Below are 1,443 nucleotides of genomic sequence, written 5' to 3' on the forward strand. Positions count from 1 at the left end.
GCTGCGGGTCCATGCTCGGCAGCAACGGCTCAAGCCGTTCCCAGTCCTCATCAGTTAAATCACCAGCCACGACGAGACAACGATCGATCATCGCAACCGGTGATGATCCGTCAGATGCGCTCTAGGCGCTGCACCCGTTCTGCTCCCCACCATCGTGCGAACGTTGGCGGTAGTTTCCAGATGTGGTCCCGCCTACCTTCTATGCTCGGCCTGCGACGGTGGAGAGAAGCCTCGGCGCCACGCCGGCGCTGGCGAGCTGGGACAAGGCCGGATCCCCTGGGCAGCTTCGTTCCGCTGCGTTCGTCGCCGAGGCCTACGCCGTGCTCGCAGACACGCTACGAACCACCCCGGACCCACTCGCTCTGCAATTGAACGTCGGACTCTCCAACGCCGTACCGCTGCTCGCCTTCCACGATCTCGATAACTATCTGTTCCCGCTGGTCCCGAAGCTCGTCAAGAGCACCGGCCGGACGTTCGCTTCGGTGTGGGCACGCAAGCAGCACTCGGCAAGGTCCTCGGTTGCGGTTTGCCAGACCCACGCGATCGATGATCCTGGCGGCACGTACTCGTTCGACGTTGCTACGACTGCATCGACCGACAGCGCCGTCTATAAGCAACAGATCCGTGACCAGACATCCACGAACCAGCCGTTGCCTGCAGGGGCGGTTGCCCTGCAGCTTGCATTCGTGGTCGGGCCTCGCCGTGCATGGCCGAATCTTTGGAAGCCCACGATCGACGCACTTGGCACGATCTTGGGCCGCGATGCCGATGCCCGGGAGTGGAACGTACGCGATGGTCGCATCACTGATCTTGGCTTGCACTGCGTCGTCGAGGCGGACGCTGGCAAACACATCGCCATCGCTGTCCGAGCTCAGCTCTCAGAGCTTGGGTGATCCGCCGAGCAGGGCTCCGGCCCATGCCGGCCGTTAGTCCGGGATCAACTGCACCCCGCTCAGGAGCGGGCTACGCGCGACCGCTGCACCGCCGATCTACTTCCCGCTGTGTGCGAAGCGCTCCACGACCGCTCAGATTCGCGGCCGCATTGCCGACGTCACTTGACAGTCGATTCTGAAAGCGCCGGAGGTGCGCACTCTGCCACCGAGATTCGCCATGTTGGACCCTGCCATCCTTGTCTTCGGCATGCCGGACTCTCTCATCGGCACGTGCGTCGCCAGCTTGACTTCTCCGGCAACGCGCGGATCGCCGGACTGCTGGCGGAGGTGTGCGATGACGCCGGGCAGGCGCCTATCGGCTGGCCGTGAACGCCTCGGTCACCGTGTCCCGATTGCCAGTCCACCAGGCCAGCAATGCCTCAGCTTGAGTTCCCCCCGTTTCGACGGAGCGGTGGTTACCTGCTTCCGGTCGGGGCAGGGGTGAGGTTATCTGGCTCGGTCTGGGTGTGCCAGGCGGTCTCGTATTCGTCCGGGCTCAGGTAGCCGAGTT

1 protein-coding gene is annotated in these 1,443 nt (G+C 64.0%); it reads left to right on the top strand.

Annotated features, from left to right (window positions below; genetic code table 11):
- Window positions 1-218 precede the first annotated feature (218 nt).
- Window positions 219-893: a hypothetical protein gene (locus tag QSK31_RS48440; RefSeq protein WP_285691984.1), complete on the top strand. Its 675-nt coding sequence runs from the start codon at window positions 219-221 to the stop codon at window positions 891-893.
- Window positions 894-1,443: the final 550 nt, after the last annotated feature.

This window comes from Actinoplanes sp. NBRC 103695, from assembly GCF_030269485.1.
GTDB lineage: Bacteria > Actinomycetota > Actinomycetes > Mycobacteriales > Micromonosporaceae > Actinoplanes.